The sequence below is a fragment of the Collimonas fungivorans genome, from assembly GCF_001584145.1.
GTDB classification, from domain to species: Bacteria; Pseudomonadota; Gammaproteobacteria; order Burkholderiales; family Burkholderiaceae_D; genus Collimonas; species Collimonas fungivorans.
The window spans coordinates 3,706,795-3,728,030 of sequence record NZ_CP013232.1 but is presented as its reverse complement, the minus strand read 5'-3'; the positions used below and the strand labels follow the sequence as shown (position 1 = coordinate 3,728,030).

The window sequence follows — 21,236 nt, the reverse complement described above, 5'->3', positions numbered from 1 at the left end:
CTATTCCTTTGGCTGAACCGTCAGCTGCACATCGGGGTGATCGTGGTGGCTCTTGCTGCCGCCGGAGCCGACGCGGAACTTGTCGCGCACATCCAGCAGTTTCTTGACTTTGGAACCCATCTTCATCAGCGACGCCAGGGTTTCCGGCGACAGGCGTTGCACATCGTCGAACCAGGAACTGGACAGTTCGATCAGATTGTACATCTCGCGCATCCGCTGTTGCGCCTGTTTGTCGGTATCGTTGGCGGGGTTTTCCAGCAAGGCGTCGCGCAGCATCGACAGGGTCGGTTCGATCTCGCGCCGGCGCCGCTCTTCCAGCAGGGTCTTGAAAATGTCCCAGATATCCTTGGGCGGCTCGAAGTATTCGCGGCGGTCGCCCGGCTGGTGCAGCAGCTTGACCAGGCGCCAGGACTGCAGTTCCTTCAGGCCCATGCTGACATTGGAGCGCGAAAAAGTCAGGTAGTCGGCGATCTGGTCGGCGTTCAGCGGCTGGCCCAGCACGTACAGCAGCGCATAGATCTGGCCGACGGTGCGGTTGATGCCCCAGCGGCTGCCCATTTCGCCAAAATGCGAGATGAAGCGCTGGGTCAGCGGCGTCAGGGGCGTAGGCGGGCTGCTTGCGGGCGGGGTGGCGTTGGGAGGTGTCATGATGTTTTGAATTTTCAGTAATTACTGAAATATAAATCAAAACAGGAATAACTGCAAGATTGATGCGGGCAAGATCGTTGTCTTATGGTTATTCATCCGGGCGAATCACTGCCTTCGCCGCAACTAAGTCGATGTTGCATCGCACGATAGGGCTTTGAGCCGTTATAATTTCGGGCTGAGAAGGTTTTGTAGCGCATTTTTAATTATTGACGAGAGCACACCATGAGTCTGAATCAAGTATCGGCCGGGCGCGATTTGCCAAACGATTTCAACGTCATCATCGAGATCCCGATGAATGCCGATCCGATCAAATACGAAGTCGACAAGGAATCCGGCGCGATTTTTGTCGACCGCTTCATGGGTACTGCCATGCATTACCCTTGCAACTACGGCTATATCCCGCAAACCTTGTCGGACGACGGCGATCCGGTCGACGTGCTGGTGATCACCCCGTTCCCGCTGTTCCCTGGCGTGGTGGTGCGCTGCCGCCCGATCGGCGTCCTGAAGATGTCGGACGAAGCCGGCCAGGACGCCAAGCTGCTGGCGGTGCCGGTCGACAAGGTGCTGAGCATCTACACTCACTGGCAAAAGCCGGAAGACATGAATGAACTGCGCCTGAAGCAGATCCAGCATTTCTTCGAGCACTACAAAGACCTGGAAAAGGGCAAATGGGTCAAGATCGACGGCTGGTTCGGTCCGGACGAAGCGCGCAAGGAAATCCTGTCTGGCGTCGAGTCTTACAAAAAATCCGTCGCGGTGTAATTTGCCCCGGGTTTGTGAAAAGAGCGCACCGCGGTGCGCTTTTTTTATTGCCGCGCCGCTTTCACCAGCAGCATCAGGCGCCCGCCGAACTGGTTCAAGGCAAGGCCGCCCAGCACCAGCACGCCGGCGACGATTTTCCACCACTGCAGCGATTCGCCCAGCAGGACGGCGGCGCTCAGCATGCCCACCAGCGGCACCAGCAGCGAGAACGGCGCTACCGTGGCGGCCGGGTATTTGCGCATGAGGATGGTCCAGATGCCGTAGCCGACGATGGTGTTCGGATAGGACTGGTAGAACACCGCAGCCACCGAAGCCCAGCCGAAGTGGGCAAAGGCGCTGTGCCAGGCGGCGGGCCCTTCAAGCAGGGCTGACGCCAGCAGCAACGGCGGCGCCGCCATCAGCGAACCCCAGGCCATCAGCGCCAGCGGATTGACCTTGCCGATTTTCTTGGTGACGATATTGGCGCTGGCCCAGCTCAGGCCTGCGCCGATCACCAGCAGGAAACCGATCACGGTAGCCTTCGCTTCCAGGTGCGTAGCGACCAGGGCTATGCCTGCCAGCGCCACCAGCGCTCCCAGCAATTGCATCAGCAGCGGCCGTTCGCCTAGCAGCAGCACTGCCAGGCCGATCGTGAAAAACGCCTGAAGCTGGATCACCAGCGACGCCAGGCCGGCGCCTATGCCCAGCTGCATGCCGGAGAACAGCAAGGAAAATTGCAGCGCGAACTGGAACAGGCCGAAGCCGATCAGGAAGCGCCAGGGAATCGCCGGCCGCTTGATGAAAAATACCAGCGGCAGCGCGGCAAACACGAAGCGCAGCGCCGAAAACAGCAGTGGCGGCAAGCCTGCCAGGCCGATCTTGATCACAACAAAATTCATGCCCCAGATCGTGACGGTCAACAGAGCTAACAGGATATGAGTGGGTTGCATGGCGGTTCTTTGTGTGAAGCCGGGCCGCTGAAAGCTGATCGGAACGGATGTTTGCGCATGGCCGGGGTGTCGTGGCCGACAATGGTATTTGGATGGGGCTGATACAGCAAGCGGCAGTTTCACCGTGATCAATATGCGGTTAAACCACTATATTGTATGACAACAGACAACATGGTGAATGATTCTCGAGATAGCTAGGTGGAGCCGAAAACCGGATATCGGTGCTCCGAATTGATATAAATGTTAGTATTTTGACTCGGAGTCGCTCTGTTTTTTGGATAATGCTTTCAAAAGAATCTTGTCGATTAATATTTTTACTTGTACGATGACAGACATCTATTTCAATAGCAAAATCCCTTGCTTGGTCCGCTAAAAATATAACAGGTCCGGCAAATCGAATTCGAGGAGACAGTAAGGTGAATGCACTTCTATCTGCGGGCGCCAAGGGCGGCGATGCAACTGACGGCAATGTCCGAAGCGAACTGGACGTTGCGGTCAGTAAAGTGAAATGGCGGATATTGCCCTTGTTCGTCGTCATGTTTATCGCAAACTACATTGATCGCGTCAATATCGGCTTTGTCCGTTCCCATTTGCAGACTGACCTTGGCATAGGCGCGGCGGCATTCGGGTTTGGAGCCGGCCTGTTTTTTGTGGCCTATGCGGTTTTTGAGGTGCCTTCGAACATCCTGCAGCAGCGTTTCGGGGCCAAGGCCTGGCTGACTCGCATCATGTTCACATGGGGAGTCGTGGCTACCGGAATGGCATTCATTACCGGTGAAACTTCGTTCTATGTAATGCGGCTGCTGTTAGGCGTTGCGGAAGCCGGCTTCTTTCCAGGCGTGGTGTATTACTTTACCCAGTGGCTGCCGAACAGCGAACGCGGGAAAGCCATGGCGATTTTCCTCAGCGGGTCGGCTTTGGCTTCCGTGATTTCCGGCCCTTTGTCCGGTGCACTGCTGCAGATCGAAGGCGGCGGATTCCACGGGTGGCAATGGATGTTCATTATCGAAGGCGTCGCATCGATTGTCCTGTGCCTGGTAGTCTGGTTCAGGCTCGACTCCCATCCGCGCGACGCAAAATGGCTGACCGATTCCGAGCGCAAGGCCTTGGCGGACGTCATCGACGCCGAACAAAAAGAGCGTGAAGCCAACAGGCCAAAACATGTGAGTTCACTTTCATTGCTGAAAGATGGCCGCATCGCACTTTTCTGTTTTGTCTATTTTGCGATCCAGCTGACTATCTATGGAGCGACGTTCTGGCTTCCAAGCATCATCAAGAAGATGGGGCATTTCAGCGATTTTCAGATCGGCTTGTTCAACTCCATACCCTGGCTGATCTCCATCGTCGCAATGTACATTTTCGCCTCTCTGGCGGCACGCTTCAAGCATCAGCAGATGTGGGTGGCGATAGCGCTGGTTGTCGCGGCCTGCGGGATGTTCATGTCAACCACGAGCGGGCCCGTATTTGCGTTTGTGGCGATCTGCTTCGCAGCGATAGGATTCAAGGCGGCTTCTTCGCTTTTTTGGCCTATTCCCCAAGGTTACCTGGACGCCCGGATCGCGGCTGGCGTTATCGCACTGATCAATTCATTGGGGAATCTAGGCGGTTTCGTTGCGCCGGCAACCTTTGGTTATCTGGAGCAAAAGACCGGATCGATCCAGGGCGGGCTGTATGGCCTGGCCGCGGCATCGGTAGTTGCGGCAGCGTTGGTGTTCCTGACAAAAAAACGGCGGCGGTAAACTGCCGGCTGTTTTGCTAGGACGACGCCGATCGAAACGGATTGCGGTCGTTCAGCTCATCCATATAGCTGTCGATGCCGTCCGCTTCGCGTTCCAGGAAATTCGCCACCGCATCGGCGAAAGCGGGATGGGCCAGCCAGTGCGCCGACCAGGTTTTTTGCGGCAGGAAACCGCGCGCCATCTTGTGTTCGCCCTGGGCGCCTCCTTCAAAGCAGGCGATCTTTTGCTCGATGCAGAATTCCAGCGGCTGGTAATACGCGGTTTCGAAATGCAGGCAAGGCACGAATTCGAGCGCGCCCCAGTAGCGGCCGTACAAGGTCTGGTCGGTATGGATCAGCAGCGACGAGGCAATCGGCCGGCCGTCACGCTCGGCGACGATCAGCAGGATATTCTGCGGCATGCTGCTCCCTATCCGAAGGAAAAAATCCAGGTTCAGGTAAGGCGTGGAATGGTGTTCGGCATAGGTTTGCGCATAACAGCGGTGGAAGAAGATCCAGTCGGCCTCGGTCGCATCTGTCCCGCGCACCCGGCGCAGGCGCACGCCGGCATCGGCCACCTTGCGCCGTTCGGCCAGGATATTCTTGCGCTTCTTGCGTTCCAGCGTATCGAGAAACGCCGTGAAATCGCGGTAGCCCGGGTTCAGCCAATGGAACTGGACGCCGCTGCGCAGCATGAAGCCGGCCTGTTGCAGGGCTTCGGCTTGTGCGACAGGCGGGTAAAGGATGTGGGTGGACGAGGTCTGCGTATCTTTGCGCAATGATCGCAGCACTTCGATCAGCGCCGCCCGCGCCTGGTCGTCGCGCGCCAGCAGGCGGCCGCCGGTGACCGGCGTGAACGGGATCGCCGACAGCAGTTTCGGATAGTATTCCAGGCCGTTGCGCTGGTAGGCGTCGGCCCAGGCCCAGTCGAACACGTATTCGCCATAGGAATGGAATTTGACGTACAGGGGCAGGGCCGCGATCAGCTGCGGCGGGGTGCAGCTCGGGTCGCAGCTTTCTTCCCACAGGGTCAGGTATTGCGGCTGCCAGCCGGATTTTTCCGAGGCGCTGCCGCTTTCGTGCAAGGCGTGCAGGAAGGTGAACGAGAGAAAAGGATTGGCGTCGGCCTGCAGGGCCAGCAGTCCGTCCCATGCAGCCTGGCCGACTTCGCTCAGGGATGAAACAATGCGCGTGGAGGTCTTGGTTGTTGTCTTGTTAATCAAGGACTTGGCGAGCTGTGAATGTGGGTGGCGAAAGCGCTGAGTTTAGCACCGCCGCCGAGGTTCTGCCGCCTGCTGCCAAGGGCAGGCCATTAGCATGCGATAATTGGCCAATCAAGCAGAGCGCAGGAAGAATGATGACAACCAACAAATTTCTGAACCTTTACTCCCATGATTTCGCGCGCGTCGCCGTCGCCATCCCGAAGTGCCGGATAGCCGACCCGGCGTTCAACGCCGCCGAAACCATCGCGCTGGCCCGGCAGGCCGAGCAGCAGGGCGCTGTGCTGGTGGCGTTCCCGGAACTGGGTTTGTCCGCCTACACCTGCGACGACCTGTTCCACCAGCGCGCTTTGCTGGATGCCTGCGAAGCGGCTTTGGCGACGGTGGTGGAAGCTTCAGCCACGCTGTCGCTGGCCATGATCGTCGGCCTGCCTCTGCGCGTCGGCCACCAGCTGTTCAATTGCGCGGTAGTGGTCGCCGGCGGCCGGATCCAGGGCATCGTCCCGAAAAGCTACCTGCCGAACTACGGCGAGTTCTACGAAATGCGCCAGTTCAGCCCCGCTGAAAACGCCGCGGCCAGCCAGGTTGCATTGTTCGGCGCCAGCATTCCCAGCATCCCATTTGGCACCGGGCTGCTGTTCGAGGTCAGCAACCTGCCGCTGCTGAAATTCCATGTCGAGATTTGCGAAGACGTGTGGGTGCCGATTCCGCCGTCGTCGTTCGCGGCGCTGGCCGGCGCCAGTGTGCTGGTCAACCTGTCGGCTTCCAACGTGGTGGTGGGCAAGGCGGGCTATCGCCACCAGCTGGTCGCGCAGCAGTCTGCGCGCTGCCTGTCGGCGTATCTGTATACCTCGGCCGGCAAGGGTGAATCGTCTACCGATCTGGCCTGGGACGGCCAGGGCCTGATTTACGAGAACGGTGAACTGCTGGCCGAGTCCGAGCGTTTCCTGGACGATTCGCACACCATCTTTGCCGATGTCGACCTCGAACGCTTGTCGCGTGAGCGCATGCGCCAGACTACTTTCGGCCAGTCGGTGCGGCGCCATGCCGGCGAAGTCGCCAGGTTCGAGGTGATCCGCTTCGAGCTGGCGCTGCCTTTGGACCAGGCCTTGCCGCTGGCGCGCAGCGTCGAGCGTTTTCCCTATGTGCCGGCCGATCCGAAACGCCGCGACGAACGCTGCACCGAGGTCTACAACATCCAGGTGCAAGCGCTGGTGCAGCGTCTGTCCGCCAGCAAGATATCCAAGGTGGTGATCGGCGTTTCCGGCGGGCTCGATTCGACCCACGCCTTGCTGGTCTGCGCCAAGGCGATGGACCGCCTGAACCTGCCGCGCGCGAATATCCTGGCCTACACCATGCCGGGTTTCGCCACCAGCGACCGCACCCTGCTGCAGGCGCGGCAACTGATGCAGGTGGTCGGTGCTACTGCGGCGGAAATCGACATTCGCCCGAGCTGCCTGCAAATGCTGAAAGACCTGGGCCATCCTTACGCCGCGGGGCAGGACCAGTTCGACATCACTTTCGAGAACGTCCAGGCTGGCGAACGCACCAACCATCTGTTCCGGCTGGCCAATTTCAACAACGCCATCGTTATCGGCACCGGCGACCTGAGCGAACTGGCGCTGGGCTGGTGCACCTATGGCGTGGGCGACCACATGTCGCATTACAACGTCAACGCCAGCGTGCCGAAGACCCTGATCAGCCACCTGGTGCGTTGGGTGGCCGAGACCGGCGCCATCGGCGGCCAGGGTTCGGACGTGCTGCTCAATGTCCTGGATACAGAAATCAGCCCGGAACTGGTGCCTGGCAAGGCCAGCGGCAAGCCGGAACAGATCACGGAAAACGTCATTGGGCCGTATGAATTGCAGGATTTCAACCTGTATTACATCCTGCGTTATGGCTTCGCGCCGTCGAAAGTTGCGTTCCTGGCGCTCTCGGCCTGGCAAGACAAGACTGCCGGCAACTGGCCGAACGACGCCAAGGTGGTGCGCAACCAGTACGACCTGGCTGCGATCAAGCGCAACCTGGCGATTTTCCTCGACCGCTTTTTCCGGACCAGCCAATTCAAGCGCTCCTGCGTGCCGAATGCACCTAAAGTGGGCAGCGGCGGTTCGCTGTCGCCGCGCGGCGATTGGCGCGCGCCGAGCGATTCGGAAGCGACCGTCTGGCTGGACGACCTGAACAATATTCCCGGCTGACGGCAGGTTTGCCGGGAACGGTGAAGGCCCGATGGACTGTCTTTTAAATACACTTATTGATTTGGGCGTATAGACAAACCGGGTTTTTCATATACTCTTCTAGCTTGCGCTTCAATTGAGTGCTGCCCCGGCCGGGATAGCGCTCGCTGCAAAGATTTATGTTTTAATGCCTAAAGGAGTTGTCATGAAGCAAATTACCGCCGTTATCAAACCCTTCAAGCTGGACGAGGTGCGCGAAGCCCTCGCCGAAGTTGGCGTCACCGGCCTGACCGTGACTGAAGTAAAAGGCTTCGGCCGCCAGAAAGGCCATACCGAGCTGTACCGCGGCGCCGAATACGTGGTCGATTTCCTGCCCAAGGTGAAGGTTGAACTGGTGATCGACGATGCGCTGACCGAGCGCGCAGTGGACGCCATCATCAAGGCGGCGCGCACCGGCAAGATCGGCGACGGCAAGATCTTCGTGCGCAATATCGAGCAGGTGATCCGCATCCGCACTGGCGAAACCGGCCCGGACGCAGTCTGATTCTTTAGTACACTGATCGTTACTGCCTTCCCCTCCTGCTATTCTCTATCTCGGCCGCGGTCTTTCGATGTAATGGATGACTGACCGCGGCTCCAGGCCTGCCTTGCTGTATTCCTCGTTGTATCTATCTGACCTGAACTGCGTCGCGTGAAAAACCGGTAAAACGTTTTTCGCATACTCTCCAGCGTTTTTCTTATTGGACGCAGATCGCGCCCACAAGCTATCGTTTCCTCTTCCGCAACAGAGCGCAATCACGAGTTGCACTCTAGTGTAGTGCTTCGCAAATGATGAAACCACATAAGCACCGCTTTTTTGCGCCATGCGTCGTTGCAAATCCTCGCGATAGCACCACTATCGCTCCGGTTTGCGCCTAGCCTGGCACAAAAAATCGGCACTTCTGTGGCTCCCCCATTTACGAAGCACTACACGCGTCACAGAAGAGGTGATTCATGTCGTCTACCGCGACAATCGCAATTGAAGAAAACCAGGCCGACCTGTTACCCCGGGTCGTGCCCGCGCACCGCATCGGCAGTGACCAAGAGGCATTGGACATAGCCCAAGCGCTGGCCGCCGAATTCCGCACCGGCGCCAGCGAGCGCGACCGCGAACGGCGCTTGCCGTGGGCGGAGATCGAGAAATTCTCGGCCAGCGGCCTGGGCGGCATCAGCGTGCCGCGCGCATTCGGCGGCGCCGAGGTTTCTTACCGCACGCTGGCCGAAGTATTCCGCGTGCTGTGCTCGGCCGATCCGGCGCTGGGACAGATTCCGCAAAACCATTTCGGCATCCTCGGTGTGGTCGCCCAGAACGCCGACGCCGCGCAGAAGGCACGCATCTACGCTGATGTGCTGGCCGGCCAGCGAATTGGCAACGCCGGCCCGGAACGCGGCACCAAGAACATCCTGGAGATGAAAGCGCGCTTGCTGGAAACGCCCAGCGGCTATCGCCTGAACGGCAAGAAATTCTATTCCACCGGCGCCTTGTTTGCGCATTGGGTCCCGGTCAAGGCGCTCGATGAGCAGGGGCGCGTGGTGCTGGTGTTCGTCAAGCGCGGCACCCAAGGCCTGACCATCGTCGACGACTGGTCAGGCTTCGGCCAGCGCACCACCGCCAGCGGCACGGTGCTGCTGGATAACTTGCCGGTGGCGGTGGAAAATGTCATATCGCTGCACAAGCTGGCCGAGCAGGCCAGCATCCAGGGCCCGGTATCGCAGCTGATCCAGGCGGCGATCGACGCCGGCATTGCCGAAGCCGCGGTCGACGACGCCATCAGTTTTGTGCGCGCCCGGTCTCGTCCCTGGGCCGACAGCGGGGTGGAGCGCGCCAGCGACGATCCTTACATCATCCGCGATATCGGCGACCTGAAGATCCGCCTGCATGCGGCCAATGCATTGCTGGCCAAAGCCGCCGGCGTACTCGACCAGATCGCCGCGGTGACGATCGACGCCGAAGCCTCGGCGCGCGCCTCGATTGCTGTTGCCAAGGCCAAGGTGCTGACCACCGAGATTGCCTTGCACGCCAGCGAAAAACTGTTCGAACTGGCCGGCTCCGCCGCGACCCTGGCTGAACACAACCTGGACCGCCATTGGCGCAATGCGCGCACCCATACCTTGCACGATCCGGTGCGCTGGAAGCTGCACGCCATCGGCAACTATGTATTGAACGGCATTGCGCCGGCACGCCACTCCTGGAATTGAAATCATGACTACTAGCCCTATCAAGGCCGCCGAAGGTCCGGTGGTGCGCATCCTCGACGATATCCAGGCGTTGGCCGCGGCACGCGCGCTGGCAGCTTCGTTCAGCAAGGAAGCCAGCCTGCGCGATCGCGAACGGCAGCTGCCGCTGAATGAGCTGGAACAGTTTTCCCGTTCGGGCCTGTGGGGGATTTCCGTGCCGCGCGCTTATGGCGGGGCCGGGGTCTCGTTTGCCACGCTGGCTGAAGTGATCGCCACCATTGCCGCAGCCGACGGTTCGCTGGGGCAGATTCCGCAGAATCATTTTTATGCAGTCGAGATCCTGCGCGTCAACGGCAGTGAAACGCAAAAGCGTTTTTATTTCGAACGGATCCTGGCCGGCGAACGTTTCGGCAATGCGCTGGCGGAACTCGGCACCCGCACTTCGCAGGAACGGCGCACTCGCCTGAGCAAGGAGGGCGATGGTTTCCGCATCAACGGCCGCAAATTTTATGCGACCGGCGCGCTGTATGCGCATCGGATCCCGGTGTCGGTGATCGGCGACGATGGCGTGCAGCAGCTGGCGATCGTCAAACGCGATGCGGCCGGCGTCAACGTGATCGACGATTGGTCCGGTTTCGGCCAGCGCACTACCGGCAGCGGTTCGGTGGTGCTGGACAATGTGCGGGTCGAGGCGGACGAGGTGCTGCCGTTCCAGAGCGCTTTCGAGCGTCCGACGTCGCTGGGGCCGGTGGCGCAATTGCTGCATGCGGCAATCGATGTCGGCATCGCCCGCGCTGCGCTGCACGATGCGGCGGTATTCGTGCGTAGCCGCTCACGCGCCTGGATCGACAGCAAGGTCGAGCGTGCGATAGACGATCCGTTGACCGTGCGTGAATTTGGTGACCTGGCGGTGCGCCTGGCCGGCGCCGAAGCGTTGCTTGAACTGGCCGGCGAAGCGGTGGACCGTGCTGCAGCGGAGCCGGACGTTGACAGCGTTGCCGCCGCTTCAATCGCGGTGGCCGAGGCGCGCGTGCTGACGACTGAAATATCGCTGGCGGCCGGCAGCAAGCTGTTCGAGCTGGCCGGCACCCAGGCCACCTTGTCCGAGCACAACCTTGACCGTCACTGGCGCAACGCACGCACCCACACGCTGCACGATCCGGTGCGCTGGAAATATCATGCTGTCGGCAACTATTACCTGAACAATAAAAATCCGCCGCGCCACGGCGCCATCTGAACATGCCGAAGAAACAAATCCGCCTTAATGCGTTCAACATGAACTGCGTAGGGCATATCAACCATGGCCTGTGGACCCACCCGCGCGACCGCTCCAGCGACTACACCAGCATCGAATACTGGACTGAACAAGCCAGGCTGCTGGAGCGCGGCAAGTTCGACGGCCTGTTCCTGGCCGACATCGTCGGCGTCTACGATGTCTATCAAGGCTCGGCCGACCTCACCTTGCGCGAATCGATACAGCTGCCGGTCAACGATCCGCTGCTGCTGGTATCGGCGATGGCCGCGGTGACCAAGAATCTTGGTTTCGGCGTCACCGTCAACCTGACCTACGAAGCGCCGTACCTGTTCGCGCGCCGCATGTCGACCCTGGATCACCTGACGCGCGGCAGGATAGGCTGGAATATCGTCACTGGCTACCTGGACAGCGCAGCGCGCGCCATGGGCCTGAGCCAACAGCCGGAACACGATGCGCGTTACGAGCGCGCCGAAGAATTCATGCAGGTGCTGTACAAATTGTGGGAAGGCAGCTGGGAAGACGGCGCCGTATTGCGCGACCGCCAGCGCAGGGTATATGCCGATCCTGCCAAGGTGCACCGCATCAGTCATCGCGGAGAATACTACCAGGTGGACGGCTATCACCTGAGCGAGCCGTCGCCGCAGCGTACGCCGGTGCTATACCAGGCCGGCGCTTCCGACCGCGGCCAGCAGTTCGCGGCGGCCCATGCCGAATGCGTATTCATCTCCAGCCAGAAGCCGGAAGCCGCGCGCAAGCTGGTCAGCGATTTGCGCGACCAGGCGCAGCTGGCGGGCCGCCGGCGGGAAGACCTGAAAATCTTCATGGGCATCTCCGTGATCGTGGCGCCGACCGCGGCCGAGGCGCGCGAGAAATATGCCGAATACTGCCGCCATGCCAACCCGGAGGCGGGCCTGGCGCATTTTGCCAGCGGCACCGGTTTTGATTTTTCGGCTTATGGCATCGACGAAGCCATCAAGCCGGCCAGCAGCAACGCGATCCAGTCTTCCGCCAAGGCGGTGACGGCGGCGGACGCCGGCTGGACAGTACGCAAGCTGCTCGACCAGCTGGCGTTGGGCGGCCGTTATGTGACCATCGTCGGTTCGCCGCAGCAGGTGGCGGACCAGTTGGAGGCGTGGGTAAGGGACACGGATATCGACGGTTTCAACCTGACGCGCACGGTGGCGCCGGAGAGTTTTGAAGATTTCGTCAACCTGGTGATCCCCGAGTTGCAGGCGCGCGGTTCTTACAAGCTGGAGTATGAAGACGGCACGCTGCGCGAGAAACTGTTCGAGGCCGGCCAACCCACCTTGCCCGCCAGGCATCCTGCGGCAAGCTACCGCCAGGCCGGTCGGGCCTGATTCAGCGCCGGCGGCGGCGCTGGTACATGTCCATCAGCGGTGTCGACGAAATGCCGTGCATGACGATCGACATCGCCACCACTGTCAGCACCATCGAGCTGATGTGCGGCGCCAGCGCAGCAGAGCGGTAGCCGTCGGGCGCGGTCCAGCGGTATTGCAGCGCGAACACCAGGTAATACAGGGAGCCTATGCCCTTGATGCCAAACCACGCCATCAGGCGCCGCTGCAAAGGCGTGACGTCGGCGCCTGTCAGGGCCAGTGCAACCGAAAGCGGCCGGATCACAAAAAACAATAGCAAGGCAAGCAGCGCACCAGCCGCGGAAAAGCCGATATGCGACAGCAGGATGCCGGTCAGGGTCACCATCAGGAATTCGGCAAACTGCTCCAGTTGCATGTTAAAGCCGAGCACCGTTTCCGTCATGTAGGCAGAGGCCTTGGCCGGATGGGTCGCCACTTCTTCTTTATCGCTCGCCTGGGGGATATGCGCCACGGTCGGGGACTGATCGGGATCCACTCCTTGCTGGCCGCTATTGGTCGACTCGATGCGCCGCATCGCCAGGCCGGCGGCGAACACTGCCAGGAAGCCGATGCCATGTACTAACTCAGTTGCGCCATAGGCCAGCGCGATCAGGCCGATGCCAAGGAATTCCTCCATTCCCAGCGCCAGCCGGAACTGCCGCCGCAAGCCGACTACCAGGCGTCCCAGCAGCCAGCCGAGAAACCAGCCGCCGACCAGTCCCGCGGCCACGCCCCAGGCGATATGCAGCAGCGCGTAATCGTTGGTGTAAGCGGCAGCCGCGGGCACGCCGAGCAGGGACAAGCCAAGCATGACGAAGGGAAAGGCGGTGCCGTCGTTCAGGCCGCCTTCTCCGGTCAGGCTGTAGCGGATGCGGTCGCGGTCGCTGACGTGCTTGATCTGGACGTCGGAGGCCAGCACCGGGTCGGTCGGCGCCAGGATGCCGCCCAGCAGGATTGCCGCGCCCAGCGGCAAATTGAAGATGAACAGGCCGGCCAGCGTCACCAAGGGAATCGTGACCAGCATCGCCAGCACACCCAGCCGCAGCGGCAGGTGCCAGATGTGGTCGCGAAACGGCAGGCGCAGTTTCAAGCCGACAGTAAACAGCGACAGCAACAGCGCCAGCTTGGCTAGCGTCGTCAGCAATTCGGCGTGCTGGGCCGGCGCGACATTGATCAGGCCGCTCACCGCAGGCCCGAGGATGTAACCGACAGGCAGGTAAAACATGGCCGGGCTGATGGGCAGGCGATCCAGCAAGGAAGCCATCAAGCCCATGGACAACAGCAAGGCGCCGACGATCAGGTACCAGATGATTGATTGATCGATGGCAATACCTCCTCGCGCTACGGCAAAACGTTGTTGATTCTGAATGACTGCGCAGGCCGGCAGCCACGCCGGAGCTGCCAGTATGGGGAACCTGCGCGGCATGATCTGTACGCTGGCCAACAAAGCGGGCAGGGGAAGCAAGCTCCTTTGTTTTGCCATCACTGCAGAAAAGATTCGATGCAATGTTGAATAACGCACCGATCCGCGGCCCGATACGTTTTATAACTTGACTTATCGGGCATCGGATCCTGGCAGCGTGTCGCCATCGCCGCCGGGGCAAATCATTCAATTTGTTTTTTTGAAAGGAATTGTCATGCCGGTAAATGCATGGAGCAAGAAGCGCGAACGCCAGTACGCGCATATCAAGGAAAGCCTGGTCAAGCACGGCAAACGCAAACAGCTCGCGGAAGAAATCGCCGCCCGCACCGTCAACAAGGAAAGGGCGCAGCATGGCGAGGCGGAACAGGCCAGCAGTTCGTCGCTGAAAGATATCTCGGCCGGCCGGCGCGGTGGCCTGCGCTCGCACCGCGGCGCCGGCGGCCGCACTTTCGCGCAACTTTATAACGAGGCCAGGCAGCGCGGCGTGAAGGGACGTTCCAAGATGAACAAGGCGCAGCTGGAGCATGCGCTGGGCGCCCGCCGCGCAAGCCAGGGTTGAGCGGCAGCGGTTCCTCAGGCGTTGTGTTTTTTTACCCAGGCGACATAACTGTCCATCCAGGCCTGGAGGAATTTCTTGCTGTCCTCGCCGATATTGCCAGCGTCATCGAACAAGCCATCCTTGGCCTGGATGAAGGCCTCTGGCTGACCCAGCGTCGGCGCATCCAGGTAGGCCAGGACGTTGCGCAAATGCTGTTGCGCCAGCGCTGTGCCGACGGCGCCGACCGATACTCCCAAGATGCCGGCGGGTTTGCCTTTCCAGGCGCTCTGGCCATAGGGGCGGGAGGCCTGGTCGATCGCATTCTTCAATACGCCGGGAATCGAGCGGTTATATTCGGCCGTCACGAACAGCAGCCCCTGGGCGCCGCTGACGGCGGCCTTGAGCCGCTTGACCGGCGCCGCCTGGTTGCCGTCGTCATCCTGGTTGTAGTGGGGCAGGTCATCGATCTGCAACTGCTCGAATACGAAGTCCGACGGCGCCAGCCTGGCGATGGCGCTGGCCAGCTTGCGGTTGAATGAATCGCGGCGAAGGCTGCCGACGACTACTGCGATCTTGTATTGACTCATGACGATCTCCGTTAGGTAAAAGTGGGGAAACGCCCGAACTACTTTATCTGGAAAATGGCCGCGTGTCTTTGCCCGGTCTTTTTGTTACTCAGCGTACAGACCGCGGCGAGATCGTCCGATATCGTATTTTCATCTTCCGGTGGAAACAGCATTGGAGCCAGGTTTTGTTGCTTGAATATCATCCGGTCCAGCGCTCGCATTTTTTTGGACGCATTTTATTGAACGCATTTTCTTGAAATATCATGGCTGTTCCCTCAGGAAATTCATCGCGCACGATCATCTATGTTGCGCTTGCCGGCAACTTGCTGGTCGCCGTCACCAAATTCGTGGCCGCTGCCTGGACCGGCAGTTCCGCCATGCTGAGCGAAGGCATTCATTCGCTGGTCGACACAGGCAATGAAATCCTGCTGCTGTATGGCATGCGCCGCAGCGCCGGCGGGCCTGACCGCGATCATCCGCTTGGCCATGGCCGCGAGATATATTTCTGGAGCTTCGTGGTCGCACTTCTGATTTTCACCCTGGGGGCCGGGGTATCCATCTACGAAGGCGTCACGCATGTGCCGCAACCGCAAGCGATCCAGGACGTACATGTCAATTATGCAGTGCTAGCGTTATCGGCCCTGTTCGAAGGCAGTTCATGGTGGTTCACGCTGCGCAAATTTAAACAAGGCAGGCCCGGCATAGGCTTGTTGCCGGCGGTCCGGCGCAGCAAGGATCCGCCTTCTTTCATCGTGCTGCTGGAGGATAGCGCCGCCCTGGTCGGCTTGCTGATCGCTTTTGCCGGCGTGTATTGTTCGGTCACGCTAAAACTGCCGGTGCTGGACGGCATCGCGTCGATACTGATCGGCCTTGTGCTGGCGGCAACTGCACTGATACTGGCGCGTGAAACCAAAGGCCTGCTGATCGGCGAAAGCGCACATCAAAGTACGCTTGATTCGATCTTGCGCATAGCCGGAGATGTCGATGGCGTGGTGCACGCCCATCACCTCGTCACAGTGCATCTGGCGCCGCAGCAGATATTGGCTGCGCTCAGCCTGGAATTCACGGATGAATTCCGCTCGCCGGACATAGAAGCTTGTGTGATTGAACTGGAAAAGCGCGTGCTGGAAAAACATCCATCGGTGGTTGCCTTGTTCATCAAGCCGCAGACGTCGCACCACGTCAAACAAATCGAACAGCGAGATCAGGCGTCAATTCAATAGAGGCAATCGATTGGCGCGGTAAAATGATCCGGCGCATGACAGATCGGATCAACCATTCGGCTCGGGAGCATATGATGGATCAAGTTAACCTTTTGGCGGAACCCATGCTGCTGAGGGAAAACAGCAACGGCGTGGCGACGCTGCGGATGCAGCGGCCGCTGCAATTCAATGCCTTGTCCGAGGCGCTGCTCGACGCCTTGCAACACGAGATCGATGTCATCGCCGCCGATCCCGCCATCCGCTGCGTAATCCTGGCCGGCGCCGGCAAAGCCTTTTGTGCCGGGCACGATTTGCGGGAAATGCGCAGTCATCCGCAGCTGGATTACTACCGGCAGCTGTTTCTTCGCTGCAGCCGGCTGATGCAAAGCATCCAGGCCTTGCCGGTGCCGGTGATCGCGCGGGTGCATGGCGTCGCCACTGCCGCCGGCTGCCAGCTGGTCGCCAGCTGCGACCTGGCGATCGCCTCGGAAACTGCACGGTTTGCCGTCTCCGGCATCAATGTCGGCTTGTTCTGTTCGACGCCGGCGGTCGCCCTGTCGCGCAATATTTCACCAAAGCGCGCATTCGACATGCTGGTCACCGGACGCTTCATCGACGCCGCCACGGCGGCTGAATGGGGGCTGATCAATGAAGCCGTAGCTGAAGACGAACTGGACGCTGCGATAGACCGCAAGGTGGGGGAAATCGTGGCAAAAAGCCCGGCGGCGGTGCGCTGCGGTAAATCGATGTTCTACCGCCAGCGGCAGATGGCCTTGGACGACGCCTACGAATACGCCAGCGAGGTCATGGCGCGCAACATGATGGAGCAAGATGCAAGCGAGGGGATCGACGCCTTCCTGGGAAAGCGCCAGCCGGTGTGGGCGTTCTGAAGATGTTGCCGCCTCGGCCCGCCTGGCATGTCAGCGTCGTTTTTTTGCGGAGCGGCGGCTGAATTTTTGTTCGACAACCACGCTTCCCCACTGTGATCCTTCGGCTTCGTCGGTCAGCTTGAAACCTGACGACTCGTACAGGTGGCGCGCGGTGTCGAGGCCCTTGAAGGTCCACAGATATGTCTGCTCGAAGCCGAGATCGACAAAATCCATGGCAAGCGAGAGCAGGCGGCGGCCGACGCCTGATCCGCGCAATGCGTCATCGACGATGAACCAGCGCAGGTGGGCGATGCCGCTGCCGGGGTCGCCGTCTATTGCAATCGAGCCCAGCGTCTTGCCGTTTTCGACATAGAGCCAGAGCGCCTTGCCATTGCAAGGCAGGGCCTGGGCAAATGCCGCCAGCTCAGTCGCCACCCTCCTTTCGAAGAAAACACCAAAGCCGGATGTCTGTGCATAGTAGCGCCCATGCAAGCTGGCGATATCGCCTATGCATCCGGGCTGGTAGCCTTGCAGGATCTGCTGGTCTATCGATGCGCCCGGCGGCAGTGCCTTGCCGGCGTTGTTCTGCGTCAGCGCATCGGTGTAAAGCGCAAGGGAGCGCACCAGCGCCTGCTGGTCGGCGCGAGTCAGCTGCCGCAATGCGCTGGATACCTGGTCGGTGGCAAAACGGTCGATTTTCTTGCGCAGTTTCTGGCCCTCATTGGTCAGATACAGCATGAAAGAGCGGCCGTCGTCGTCCGCGTTCTCGCGCCTTATCAGTCCCAGCGCTTCAAGTTTCGCCACCTGCCTGCTGGTGTTCGACTTGTCCAGCCGCAGCACGCCAGCCAGGTTGCGCGCCTGGATGCCGGGCACCAGGCCGATTTCGATGATGGCGTGCACTGCCGACGGCGCAAGATCGCTCTCCGCCAGTGACGGCCGCATGAAACCTAGCTCACGCACCAGTTTCCGGGAAAACTCGCGTAATTCCAGGATAGTATGTTCCCTGGGTTTGGCAGGAAAGTTGAAGTAGCTCATGGCACCCTCAATAAAGTTGCGCAATGCAACCAATATACTTGCGTAACGCAACTTTATCAAGTTGGGAAATGAACAGCCTGATGACTTCTCCGGCCACAAAAATTGCTCAAGTCAGTTGGTTTTTTGCGCAGGAGCGGAAACCAGCTTGTTCAACGCCGCAAGAAATATTGGCAAGACAGATGGCGTCCTACCTGGGAAAGTATTTCACTATCCCTTCCAGAAGCAGCCGCACGTCTCCGAACATCATGCCTATTTCAGTGCTGACGATGAACAGCGCTGTCTGGCAGGCTGCGGGATATCGCTCCAGCAGCGTTGCACTGCGCGCGCCGTATAACTTGCTCACCCCGCTGCGCGTCGACAAAACGACACACGCTATTCCCAGGATCGCTCCTGCCGCAATATCGCTGGGATAGTGCAAGCCGAGGTACACCCTGGGCAGCGCGATGAAAACCAGCACATACAGATAGAGCAAGGAACCAGCTTTCCTTGAAATCAGGAAAACTCCCGTCGCCAGGCTGAAGAACAAGGCTGCGTGGTCGCTGGGAAAAGAACTCCATATATACAAGGCCTGGCTCTCAGGCACCGACAGGCCGATGTGTTCATGGTAGGCAAGCGCCGTGTTGGCGAAAGGACGCGGCTGGTATGGGCCGAGATTGTTCGCGGTCCTGGCGATCAATACTGCAAGCACGCAGCCGATCATGGTGGCGACGATGATGCGCCTGCTGTCCGATTTCGGATCGGCATCCCTGAACCAGAAATACCAGAGTATGCCGATGACAGGCAGGCCCTTGAACAGGTTCGAGCCGGAAATGTAGTGAACGATCTGGTTGAAGGGGGCTGACATTGCGGTGAATTGGGATAGCCAATGCATTACCGCGAGATCCATATAGTTGTTCCACATTTTAATTTTCCTTTCGCGATATTTCGGAAAAAGAATTTCGTTTTAATGGACATACGATTTATAAAATTTCTGGAAGTGATCTGATTTAATCCGCAGCCGTCGTTGATGTAAAGAGGTTTTTTACGATAAATTTTGTGCTTCGCACAATGAGATGTTTTTGAATGAAACTAGCATCGGCGGATGACTGTCGAAAATCCTCGAAGCATGTGATGAGGTGTCCGGATTTTTTTCAGAATCACTGCAATCGGAGCATTGAGAAATTTTCGTAAATTAATTTATTTTCTTGTGAAAGCCTTATGTTTATTGACTTACAAGGGATATTAAGAGAAATTTGTTGAATTGGAAATTTAGTGTTTGTCTGTATTTTCAAACAGTCAACGAAGTAGTTGTCAACGTGAGAACTGACTAACGGAAACATGTAACAAATCGTTTCAATTCCGAACTAAGTTTCTCATGCTGGTGTCATTATGTTGTCCTGCAACATGCGTTCGCAGTGCGATTTTTCCAGAAATGCCGACCGAATTCTGACGTTCTCGAATTGCCAGAAACCGACCAACAGTTTCAACTTTATTCAGATTGCAGTATGAGCCGCAGTGGGCTCACTGAACATCTTGTTAAGGGAAATGTCATGCTGAAAACCGCTCAATCTCTCTGTGAGAATCCAGATTACTTTGGAGCGTCCTTTGCCACAGATGCACAGGATAAAAACCGCTCCTTGCAAACCGGTATCCGCATGCCGGGCATCGCGCCGACGCCTGGCGTTTCCTGTTTTTCTTTCCACCCGCTCATATTCCATTCGGCGCCGCAGCTGTCTCTGGCAGCTTGAATAACAGGCAGGCATTGTTGCCTGCTGCGCAGTTTTAGTTTTCTGTAACTGATCGCAGGGACGGCAATCCGTCCGCGATGAGGGCGCAAGACCCGGCTCTTCCGAAAGACTCAATATTTGATCGCTGGCTGGTTCTCCAAAAAGCGAATCGATCCATAGGCGGGAATTTCCACTGTGTCATTCCCCTCTCGGCAAAAAAATACAAATATCCGGTTTGGTTCGATGCATTGTCGACGCTGCTGCTGCGTCAGAGAGGTGTGTAATGAACAGGTGTTTAAAATCCAGCGCCCAGTTTTACCGAGCGCCATGGAAGATCGCGCGGTGGAAGATGTTTATCCTGCTGCCGATATGCTCTTGTGTCGCCACGCAAGCTGGCGCCACCGACCTGGTGCCGACCGACATCATGCCGCCCGCCGACATCGTGCAGCCGCCGGCGGATGCGATTACTCCCTATGCCGGCTACAGCGTCGGCTACGACAGCAACCTGCTGAGGCTGCAGAATTCCGCGGCCGCGCAAGCGCTGGGGATAGGCAGCGACCTGTCCGACACCACGCAGCGCTACCTGTTCGGCCTGGCTATCGACAAGACACTCAGCCGGCAGCACCTGACGGCGAACCTGAATGTGACCAAGGTGGACTACGACCGTTTCGGGGAACTCGATCATTACGACAAGAACCTGGCGGCGAACTGGAACTGGCATGCGGGCGACCATTTCGAAGGAAACATCGGCGCCAGTTATTCGCGGGGGCTGACGCCTTTCATTGATTTCCATCTGCTGGAGCGCAATATACGGACCGAGGAAAACGCCTATGCCGACGGTTCCTGGCTGTTCCATCCAAGCTGGCGCGTGCGCGGCGGACTGACCTACACAAAACTGAAATACGACCTGGCATCGCAGCAGCCGCTCGACAACGACCGCAACCAGACCGAGCTGGGACTGGATTATCTCGCTGCCAGCGGCAGCACCATCGGCCTGCAGCTGCGCCATACGCATGCCGATTTCCCGACTCCGGAACTGGACAACGGCTTGCTGGTGTTTAACGGCTATAACCAGGATGAAGTCAAAGCCAAGATCGACTGGCTGCTCAGCGGTAAAACGCAGCTGCACTTCCTGGGCGGCTGGGTCAGCCGGAAACAGGATGCGGCGTCGGTCAGGAATTTCAGCGGCATCAATTCCCGCCTCTCCGCGGACTGGTCGCCGACCGGGAAAATCGGCGTTACCGTGTCCGGCTGGCGCGAGATAGGCGCGGTGGATGACCTGTCCACGGTCTATTCCCTGAATCGCGGCGCCAGTCTCGCCTCGGCCTGGCAGTATTCGGAAAAAATCCAGCTGGTGGCGCAGGTCAAATATCAGAAACGGGATTTCGGCCCATCGTCCGGAACCGGCAACCTGGGCAATATCAACCAAAACGACGTATTGCGCGATACCGCACTGAGCGTGGTGTACAACCCGACGCAGCGCTGGCGCGTCCAGCTTTCCGGCATCCGCAGCACGCAGACCCTGAAAAGCGGGCCTGGTGGTTTTGTCAGCAACGGCGTGACGCTCAACACGCGCTATGCATTCTAGGAGTGGGA

General features: G+C 59.0%; 19 protein-coding genes. 12 read left to right on the top strand and 7 right to left on the bottom strand.

Going from position 1 to position 21,236, the window contains the following annotated elements:
• Positions 1 to 648 (bottom strand): GbsR/MarR family transcriptional regulator, encoded by a 648-nt coding sequence (locus CFter6_RS15930; protein ID WP_061540760.1) that lies wholly within the window; start codon positions 646 to 648, stop codon positions 1 to 3.
• A 222-nt stretch (positions 649 to 870) separates the two neighbouring features.
• Here CFter6_RS15930 and ppa point away from each other — a divergent pair, with 222 nt between their 5' ends.
• Entirely contained in the window at positions 871 to 1,410 is a 540-nt protein-coding gene (ppa, locus tag CFter6_RS15925) for an inorganic diphosphatase (RefSeq protein WP_061540759.1), read from the top strand.
• A gap of 44 nt (positions 1,411 to 1,454) precedes the next feature.
• On the opposite strand, the gene CFter6_RS15920 is transcribed toward ppa, so the two are convergent.
• Entirely contained in the window at positions 1,455 to 2,339 is an 885-nt protein-coding gene (locus tag CFter6_RS15920) for an EamA family transporter (protein ID WP_061540758.1), read from the bottom strand.
• A 482-nt stretch (positions 2,340 to 2,821) separates the two neighbouring features.
• On the opposite strand from CFter6_RS15920, the gene CFter6_RS15915 reads away from it, so the two are divergent.
• Entirely contained in the window at positions 2,822 to 4,078 is a 1,257-nt protein-coding gene (locus CFter6_RS15915) for an MFS transporter (RefSeq protein WP_061542407.1), read from the top strand.
• A 16-nt stretch (positions 4,079 to 4,094) separates the two neighbouring features.
• Here the strand turns inward: CFter6_RS15915 and CFter6_RS15910 are convergent, their stop codons facing one another.
• On the bottom strand, positions 4,095 to 5,279 hold the full coding sequence (locus CFter6_RS15910) for a GNAT family N-acetyltransferase (RefSeq protein ID WP_236904296.1): 1,185 nt from the start codon (positions 5,277 to 5,279) through the stop codon (positions 4,095 to 4,097).
• Positions 5,280 to 5,410: 131 nt separating this feature from the next.
• Between CFter6_RS15910 and CFter6_RS15905 the strand changes: the two genes are divergently transcribed.
• From CFter6_RS15905 to CFter6_RS15885, 5 genes are all read left to right on the top strand, one after another.
• Positions 5,411 to 7,474, top strand: a complete 2,064-nt coding sequence (locus CFter6_RS15905; RefSeq protein WP_061540757.1) for an NAD(+) synthase — start codon at positions 5,411 to 5,413, stop codon at positions 7,472 to 7,474.
• Between the two features lie 184 nt (positions 7,475 to 7,658).
• Positions 7,659 to 7,997 (top strand): P-II family nitrogen regulator, encoded by a 339-nt coding sequence (locus tag CFter6_RS15900; protein ID WP_038487829.1) that lies wholly within the window; start codon positions 7,659 to 7,661, stop codon positions 7,995 to 7,997.
• Positions 7,998 to 8,446: 449 nt separating this feature from the next.
• Entirely contained in the window at positions 8,447 to 9,691 is a 1,245-nt protein-coding gene (locus CFter6_RS15895; RefSeq protein ID WP_061540756.1) for an SfnB family sulfur acquisition oxidoreductase, read from the top strand.
• Between the two features lie 4 nt (positions 9,692 to 9,695).
• Positions 9,696 to 10,907: an SfnB family sulfur acquisition oxidoreductase gene (locus tag CFter6_RS15890; protein WP_061540755.1), complete on the top strand. Its 1,212-nt coding sequence runs from the start codon at positions 9,696 to 9,698 to the stop codon at positions 10,905 to 10,907.
• A gap of 2 nt (positions 10,908 to 10,909) precedes the next feature.
• Positions 10,910 to 12,283: an LLM class flavin-dependent oxidoreductase gene (locus tag CFter6_RS15885; RefSeq protein WP_061540754.1), complete on the top strand. Its 1,374-nt coding sequence runs from the start codon at positions 10,910 to 10,912 to the stop codon at positions 12,281 to 12,283.
• A 1-nt stretch (position 12,284) separates the two neighbouring features.
• Here CFter6_RS15885 and CFter6_RS15880 read toward each other — a convergent pair whose 3' ends face one another.
• On the bottom strand, positions 12,285 to 13,766 hold the full coding sequence (locus CFter6_RS15880) for a cation:proton antiporter (RefSeq protein WP_335340288.1): 1,482 nt from the start codon (positions 13,764 to 13,766) through the stop codon (positions 12,285 to 12,287).
• A gap of 172 nt (positions 13,767 to 13,938) precedes the next feature.
• Here CFter6_RS15880 and CFter6_RS15875 point away from each other — a divergent pair, with 172 nt between their 5' ends.
• Complete coding sequence (locus CFter6_RS15875) at positions 13,939 to 14,283, top strand: hypothetical protein (RefSeq protein ID WP_061540753.1); 345 nt, start codon at positions 13,939 to 13,941, stop codon at positions 14,281 to 14,283.
• A gap of 14 nt (positions 14,284 to 14,297) precedes the next feature.
• Here CFter6_RS15875 and CFter6_RS15870 read toward each other — a convergent pair whose 3' ends face one another.
• Complete coding sequence (locus tag CFter6_RS15870; RefSeq protein ID WP_061540752.1) at positions 14,298 to 14,849, bottom strand: NADPH-dependent FMN reductase; 552 nt, start codon at positions 14,847 to 14,849, stop codon at positions 14,298 to 14,300.
• Between the two features lie 242 nt (positions 14,850 to 15,091).
• Between CFter6_RS15870 and CFter6_RS15865 the strand changes: the two genes are divergently transcribed.
• Both CFter6_RS15865 and CFter6_RS15860 read left to right on the top strand, forming a co-directional pair.
• Entirely contained in the window at positions 15,092 to 16,051 is a 960-nt protein-coding gene (locus CFter6_RS15865; protein ID WP_061540751.1) for a cation diffusion facilitator family transporter, read from the top strand.
• A gap of 74 nt (positions 16,052 to 16,125) precedes the next feature.
• Positions 16,126 to 16,920, top strand: a complete 795-nt coding sequence (locus tag CFter6_RS15860; RefSeq protein WP_061542404.1) for an enoyl-CoA hydratase — start codon at positions 16,126 to 16,128, stop codon at positions 16,918 to 16,920.
• A 30-nt stretch (positions 16,921 to 16,950) separates the two neighbouring features.
• Here CFter6_RS15860 and CFter6_RS15855 read toward each other — a convergent pair whose 3' ends face one another.
• Positions 16,951 to 17,934: a bifunctional helix-turn-helix transcriptional regulator/GNAT family N-acetyltransferase gene (locus CFter6_RS15855; protein WP_061540750.1), complete on the bottom strand. Its 984-nt coding sequence runs from the start codon at positions 17,932 to 17,934 to the stop codon at positions 16,951 to 16,953.
• 187 nt (positions 17,935 to 18,121) lie between these two features.
• On the bottom strand, positions 18,122 to 18,820 hold the full coding sequence (locus CFter6_RS15850) for a phosphatase PAP2 family protein (RefSeq protein ID WP_470294993.1): 699 nt from the start codon (positions 18,818 to 18,820) through the stop codon (positions 18,122 to 18,124).
• Between the two features lie 643 nt (positions 18,821 to 19,463).
• Between CFter6_RS15850 and CFter6_RS25700 the strand changes: the two genes are divergently transcribed.
• Both CFter6_RS25700 and epsL read left to right on the top strand, forming a co-directional pair.
• Positions 19,464 to 19,661 carry a hypothetical protein gene (locus CFter6_RS25700; protein ID WP_150118785.1) on the top strand — a complete coding sequence of 66 codons (198 nt, stop codon included), beginning with the start codon at positions 19,464 to 19,466 and terminating at the stop codon, positions 19,659 to 19,661.
• Between the two features lie 328 nt (positions 19,662 to 19,989).
• Positions 19,990 to 21,228: an XrtB/PEP-CTERM-associated polysaccharide biosynthesis outer membrane protein EpsL gene (gene epsL, locus CFter6_RS15845; RefSeq protein WP_236904294.1), complete on the top strand. Its 1,239-nt coding sequence runs from the start codon at positions 19,990 to 19,992 to the stop codon at positions 21,226 to 21,228.
• The last annotated feature ends 8 nt before the right edge of the window (positions 21,229 to 21,236 follow it).